General features: G+C 34.4%; 4 protein-coding genes. 1 reads left to right on the top strand and 3 read right to left on the bottom strand.

Annotated features, from left to right (window positions below; all coding sequences use genetic code 11):
* Positions 1 to 2: 2 nt before the first annotated feature.
* Positions 3 to 1,772 (top strand): CocE/NonD family hydrolase, encoded by a 1,770-nt coding sequence (locus tag BLT30_RS16575; RefSeq protein WP_245707199.1) that lies wholly within the window; start codon positions 3 to 5, stop codon positions 1,770 to 1,772.
* Positions 1,773 to 1,970: 198 nt separating this feature from the next.
* Here BLT30_RS16575 and BLT30_RS16580 read toward each other — a convergent pair whose 3' ends face one another.
* The 3 genes from BLT30_RS16580 to BLT30_RS16590 all read right to left on the bottom strand — a co-directional run bounded on the left by BLT30_RS16580 (position 1,971) and on the right by BLT30_RS16590 (position 6,768).
* The gene (locus BLT30_RS16580; protein ID WP_089874677.1) at positions 1,971 to 4,838 is read right to left on the bottom strand and encodes a type I restriction endonuclease subunit R; all 2,868 of its coding nucleotides are present in this window, start codon (positions 4,836 to 4,838) and stop codon (positions 1,971 to 1,973) included.
* A 24-nt stretch (positions 4,839 to 4,862) separates the two neighbouring features.
* The gene (locus BLT30_RS16585; RefSeq protein WP_089874678.1) at positions 4,863 to 5,747 is read right to left on the bottom strand and encodes a restriction endonuclease; all 885 of its coding nucleotides are present in this window, start codon (positions 5,745 to 5,747) and stop codon (positions 4,863 to 4,865) included.
* A 94-nt stretch (positions 5,748 to 5,841) separates the two neighbouring features.
* Complete coding sequence (locus BLT30_RS16590; protein ID WP_089874679.1) at positions 5,842 to 6,768, bottom strand: tyrosine-type recombinase/integrase; 927 nt, start codon at positions 6,766 to 6,768, stop codon at positions 5,842 to 5,844.
* Positions 6,769 to 6,938: the final 170 nt, after the last annotated feature.

The following is a 6,938-nucleotide window of genomic DNA, read 5'->3' on the forward strand; positions in this document are numbered from 1 at the left end:
ATATGTTAAATAAAATGATGTTGGCTTTTACTCTTGTATGGCTGTCATTCTTTTCAATACAGGCCCAACAAACATTATGGGGCAGCCAACAGGAAAAGGAAAGTATATACAATATTCAGGATAGTGTGATGATCCGTACAAGAGATGGTGCAGAGATCTCTGCAATGGTCGTGCGCAAAAAAAATGATAGTGTTCCGAGACCTGTAGTGTTACAATTTACAATCTATGTGCGGGATCAGGGACGGGATATGCAGTCGCTTAAAGAAGCTGCAGATAGAGGATATGTTGGTGTTATGGCCTATACAAGGGGGAAGCGCTTCAGCAAATCTGAAATCTATCCGTATGAAACTGACGGAAAAGATGCTTATGATGTTATCGACTGGATCAGCAGGCAGCCATGGTGTAATGGTAAAATAGGAATGTACGGAGGAAGCTACAATGGCTTCACACAATGGGCGGCAGCTAAAAATCTTCATCCTGCACTGAAAACGATTGTCCCTTATGTTGCCAATCGCCCCGGAATGGGACTTCCTATGGAAAATAATATCTTTATCAATCCCAATTATGAATGGTCTTTTTATGTTGGCAATAACAAATATCTGGATAACAAGACGGGTGATGACAGAAAGAGATTTCGGGATATGATGTTCAAATGGTGGGAAACCGGAGCAGCCTATAATAAAATGGATAGTATTGATGGTACACCGAATCGACTTTTTCAACGTTGGATTAGTCATCCTGCATTTGATACATATTGGCAAAATATGGCTCCGTATAAAAAAGATTTTGCCAAGATTAATATTCCTGTCTTAGCATTCGATGGTTATTACAATGATTCCCAGAATTCAGGGATTTACTACTTGCGCGAGCTCAATAAATACAGTCCCCAGACACCGACTTATCTGGTGATTGGTCCTTACGGCCATTTCGGAACACAAATGGGAGGGCAGGAAGTGATCAACGGATATACAGTTAGTAAAAACGCATTATTTCCAATCAAGGAATACACTTATCAATGGTTAGATTATATTCTCAAAGATGCAGAAAAACCAGCTTTTCTGAAAGATAAGATTAATTATCAGGTTATGGGAACAGATGAATGGCGAAGTGCCGCTTCATTGGAGGCGATGCATAACAGTTATTTGAAATTTTATTTAAGTTCTGTTAAAATCAGAGATAACGGATATTTGCTGAGCCAAAATAAACCTGAACCCAATAAATATTTAATTCAGAAAGTAGATCTTGCAGACCGTACAAGCAGCAATAATGATTATTATCCCGATCCCATTATTCGGGAAAGTGTAGCCGGTAATGGTTATGTTTTTACAAGTGAACCTTTGGATGCTATGATTGTGAACGGATCATTTCTCGGAAATATAAAACTGAGCATCAACAAAAAAGACGTAGATCTGGGGCTAACTCTTTACGAACTCACACCCGAAGGAAAATATTTTCACCTTTCTTACTATATCGGAAGGGCAAGTTATACCAGGGACAATACTAAAAGACAATTATTAATTCCTGGTAAAAAAGAAACTATCACTTTTGAGAATATTCACCTGATCAGCAAGCAGCTACAGAAAGGAAGTCGATTGGTCATTGTTCTGAATGTCAACAAAAACCCTTTCTCAGAACTGAATTACGGAAGCGGAAAAGCAGTAACCACCGAAACCATTGCCGATGCAAAAGAACCTTTGATCATCCAGTGGTTTAACGATAGTTTTGTTGAGATTCCTATTTTAAAGTTTTCAGGAAAAAGCTATATCGGTTGAATACTAAGCTTTTATAAAGATTATCAAAAAAGTCAGGTAACGATTTGGTAACGGTGCTTACTGCTTTGCTTTTCAACGTACTTCCGTTAGCTCAAGGCAAATATACAAAAATATAAGGATAGGAAAATTAAAACCTATCCTTATATTTATCACTCTTAAATATTTTTGATTCTTATTAATACCTACTAGAATAAAACATTAATTTCCTGATATTCCATTAACAAAAGTATCTACGAAACCTATGATTTTATTTAGAATACGATCTCCGATTTCCTTAGATTTTAATACACTTGGTCTTCCTTCTTTCCGTAAATCTAAAATTTCTTTTCGCAAAGGTTCACGTTCTGTAAACAAATAATTCTCTATAAGTCTTTCTGTTTTTTCTTCGGAAAGATTTTCTGTATTGACTAGTTCCTGAAGAGCCTTTTCTTGCTCTACAGTCCAGAATTTTTCAAACTCCTCAGGAATGGTATCCGTATCTTCAATATGTGGTAAACTTTCCTGAATAAATTTTTCAATTAATTCCCTTTTGCTTCTTAATGATACTTCGGTGTTCAGTAAATTGAATATGTCTTTTTCAATACTTTCTTTGTCTTTTGCACTATGTTTCGACTTGAATTTAATCAATAACTGAAGTATGTAAGTTACATTGATCGTATCACGCCTTATCAATTCCAATTCAAAATCTATATCATTGAGAATAGACGCTTTTTTAGACGGGTCAGTAGGATCAAGTCTTTCCTTTAAATCCAAATATTTACTGGTGTAATCTGCAAAAAGCTGTTCTTCCATCTGTAAATCATCCCAAGTAAATTCTGTGTAGTGGCTCATTTTCTTGTGCAAACGCATCATGGCACGGAAAGCCAAAATAAATTGTAGCTGATCTTCTTCCGAATATAAGCCATCAACAGATACTACTTGCGGAACGATTTCTAATAGTTTCTGTGCGGCTTCATTGAACTTTTCTACATACGCTTCGTATGGTTCTACAATAATCTCGTCAATTGCTTCTTTATTGCTAAATAAAGCGATGGCTTCGTCTGTCTTGTCTTTAAGGTTTCGGAAACATACAATATTTCCCTGTGTTTTATTCTTATCCAAGATACGATTTGTACGGCTAAATGCTTGTATCAATCCATGATATTTCAGATTTTTATCAACGTATAAGGTGTTTAAATACTTACTATCGAATCCTGTCAAAAACATATTGGCTACCAATAAAATATCTGTCTCGTTTTGCTTTGATTTTTTGGCTACCGCATTGTAATAATTGTAAAATCCTTCGGTATCTTTTACGTTCTGTTTCTCTCCAAATAGTTCATTAAAGTCTTCCACATAAGTTTCTAATAATTCTCTACGATGAGGCTTGTATCCGTATGCTGCTTGTGGTTCGGCAACCATTCCTAAGTGGGAATAAATAGCATCTTCCATTTCCTCTTCGTTCTGAGCAAAACTAAAAATAGTTGCTATTTTTAAATCGTGCTGTCCCTCTTGTTTTTTACGCTTGAAAATTTCATAGTATTGAATGACCGAATCAATATCATGTACACACATCATTGCACAAAATTTCCTGTTTTGCGTTTTCTGATCGTGGTATTGAATGATGTAATCTACAATGGCTTCCTTTCGTTCAGGCGCTTCAAAAACTTCCGTTTCGTTAATTTGCTCTACTTTTAAATCAATGATATGCTCTTTCTGTTTGAAAGTCTGAATATATTCTACCGAAAACTTCAATACATTCTCGTCACGTATAGCATCTGTAATTACATATTTGTGCAGACATTTTCCAAACAAACTAGCTGTTGTTTTTTCTCCATCTGCATTCTCTGCCAAAATAGGTGTACCTGTAAAGCCAAATAGTTGAATATTGGTAAAATAATTGACGATGTTTTTGTGGGTATCACCAAATTGCGAACGATGGCATTCGTCAAAGATAAAAACCATCCTTTCTTGCTGAATGGATTTCATTTTTGATAAGTTTCTACCTGAAATTGCATTATTTAGCTTTTGAATGGTGGTAACGATGATGCGAACATTCGGGTCGTTTAATTTACGAATAAGGTCATCCGTATTAGTAGCAGAACTTACCGAGCCCTTACTAAATTTATCATACTCTTGGTTGGTTTGATAATCCAAATCTTTTCTATCTACCACAAAAACCACTTTTTTGATAGCTGGAATTTTGGATAGAATCTGACTGGCTTTGAAACTAGTTAAGGTTTTACCACTTCCAGTTGTATGCCAGATGTAGCCATTTTTTTCGATATTATAGCCATTCAGTATTTCGTTTTCTTTTACCTTTTTGATAATACTTTCTACCGCATAATATTGGTATGGGCGAAGTACCATCAGACGTTTATCGGTTTCATTCAGAACGATGTATTTACAGATCATTTTACTGATATGACAAGGTTCCAAAAAAGAATCGGTAAAGCCATTTAAAATATTATTTAATGGATTATTTTGTTCGTCTGTCCAATGGAATGTCTGCAAAAATTCCTGTTTGTGTGAACCGAAATTACTGAAATATTTGGTGTTTACACCGTTACTGATTACGAATAACTGTACAAAATGAAACAATCCTTTTCCAGCACCAAAGCTATGTTTTTGATAGCGGTTGATTTGGTTGAATGCTTCTTTCATTTCCAAGCCTCTTCGCTTCAGCTCGATTTGCACCAAAGGCAACCCATTCACCAGTAAGGTTACATCATAACGGTTTTCATATTTCCCTTCTTGCGTGATTTGATTGGTCACTTGATATTCGTTCTGACACCAATGTTCTACATTGAGAAATTCAAAATAGAGGTTATCACCATTATCCCGAAGGATATGGTGCTTTTTCTCACGAAGTATTTTTGCTTTTTCAAAGACAGATCCTTTATTGAGAATGTTTAGTACTTTTTCAAATTCACTATCGCTAAATTGTATATGATTGTGCTTTTCTAATTGTGTTTTCAGGTTTGCCAGCAAAGCTTTTTCATCAGCAATAAAAGCGTATTTATATCCCAATTTTTGTAATTGGGTAACAAGTTGCTCTTCTAAAATTTGTTCGGACTGTTTGCTCATTACTCAGTATTAGGTTTCGTAGGATTATTGCTCTACAAAGAAATCTTCGTCTAAATGTTTTACTTCATAAGTTGCTTTTATTTGTACACCAACATTATATTCATGCATTAAATCAACTAACTTATTACCATCTATCAAGATGATTTTGTGATGTGCATTTTTAGCCTTTTCTTCTGCACCTTTATCAAATAAAGAAGTCGTCACAAAAACACCTTTGTTGGTATCACCGCTCATTGCCCCAATGAAATTTCTTATGTCTTTTTCACGGACTTTATTTTCTGTAAATCTTTTTGCCTGAATATAGATTTTATCCAATCCAAGTTTATCTTCATTTATAACTCCGTCAATTCCTCCATCAGAAGATTTTGTAGTTTCAATAAAATCTCCGTATCCCATTTTCTTTAACAGAATCAAAATAACTTTTTCAAAATAATAAGGATCGATCTCTTTCAGCTTTTCAAGAAGCTCGTTCTTTGTTTCTCTCTCAATTTGGCTAAAGCCTTCATCAATTAAATCCTGCGGAGAAGCATTCGATATTTTCTTTATTTCTGTTGATTTTTTATCATTTTCAGTTTGATAAAAATCCATCAAAGAACTTTCCTGCTCTAAGTTATTTAAACTTAAATGTGTTTTCTGAGCAACCCCTTTTTCCGTAATTTGTACATTTCCTCTTGAGGGATAATGAATATATCCACCTTTCTTAAGATAAGATTTTCCCCAAGCAATTCTATTATTGATTAAGTTCTCTCCAGATTTTGTAGTTTCTTCAAGAAGTTCTTTGGGTAGATGAGCGTAATACTTTTCAATCACCCTCTTTTGCATCACCCTTGTATGAATTATTTCTCCATTTGATAGAATGTCCAGAATCGGATTAAAAGTTTCATGGAATTTAGGCAGTTCTTGATGCATTTATAAATTAGAAATTATGAGCTATGACACTAACTTTCGTACTGAACAAATATAGCAAAAAATGTACTCATAACTCATAATTATCAACTCTTAACTACCTTAATGCCTTAAACATTTGCTCAATAGCTTTCTTCTTTTGTTCCATATTAGGATGTACATAAAGATTTAACGTGGTGCTGATGTTGGAATGCCCTAATAGTACACTTACCGTTTTATAATCGCAATTACTTTCAATACATCGGGTTGCGAAACTATGTCTTAACCCGTGAAATTTAAGTTCAGGCATTTTTAATTCTTTCATTAAATTTTTGTAATAGCTTCTGTAGGTTCTTGGCTCAGTAGGTTTAGCATCGTTTGTCAATACAAAGAATGATGGATTGACTATCTTTTTAAAAGGTTTCAATATCCGTAATAGGTCTTTACTTATCGGAATTTCACGAATAGAATTTTTGGTTTTAGGTGTGTCCAGAATCAATTCTGTTTTACGAATTCCATCTTCTATAACATAAATCCGCTGAATGGTTCTGTTAACACTGATAATTCCGTTATCGGTATCAATATCTTCCCAAGTTAATGCACATACTTCCCCAATACGCATTCCTGCACTTAAACATATATATACACCTAAATTCCTAAATGTAAAATGCTCTTGTATGTAGTTCATTATTTTTTTCTGATCAGTCTTGGTAAGCACTTCAATATTGTGTTTTTCTCGTTCAGTAGGAAACTGAATATCAAAAGGGGTATATTTCAACCATTTGTTTTTAGCTCCGAATTTTAAAATCATTTTCAGAACAATTAGAATATCCTTAATTGTTTTATGACTTAAACCCGTTTCCAATTTTTGAAAAACAAAGCTTTGAACATCAGCTTCCTCAATCGCAATTTTGTTTCCGAAATTAGGTAGTAGATGATTTTCAATTAATAGCGTATAAGCTGAGAAACTCGACTTTTTCACATACTGTTTTTTGTCTATTTTCCATAGATCGATAACTTCTGAGAGTTGTTTTTGTTCATTCATTATAATTTAATTTTTTAAAATCTCAAAGGAAAGCAATTAAGGACACTTTATCCCCCAGATAGATTTGGAACTAAGGTTCCCAATTTGAGATTTCCTGAATTTACGGAGGAGTGGGAAACTAAGAAGTTGGGGGAAGTAGCAACAAATGTTATGTACGGTATGAATGCTGC

It is taken from the genome of Epilithonimonas hungarica (genome assembly GCF_900102265.1).
GTDB classification, from domain to species: domain Bacteria; phylum Bacteroidota; class Bacteroidia; order Flavobacteriales; family Weeksellaceae; genus Epilithonimonas; species Epilithonimonas hungarica.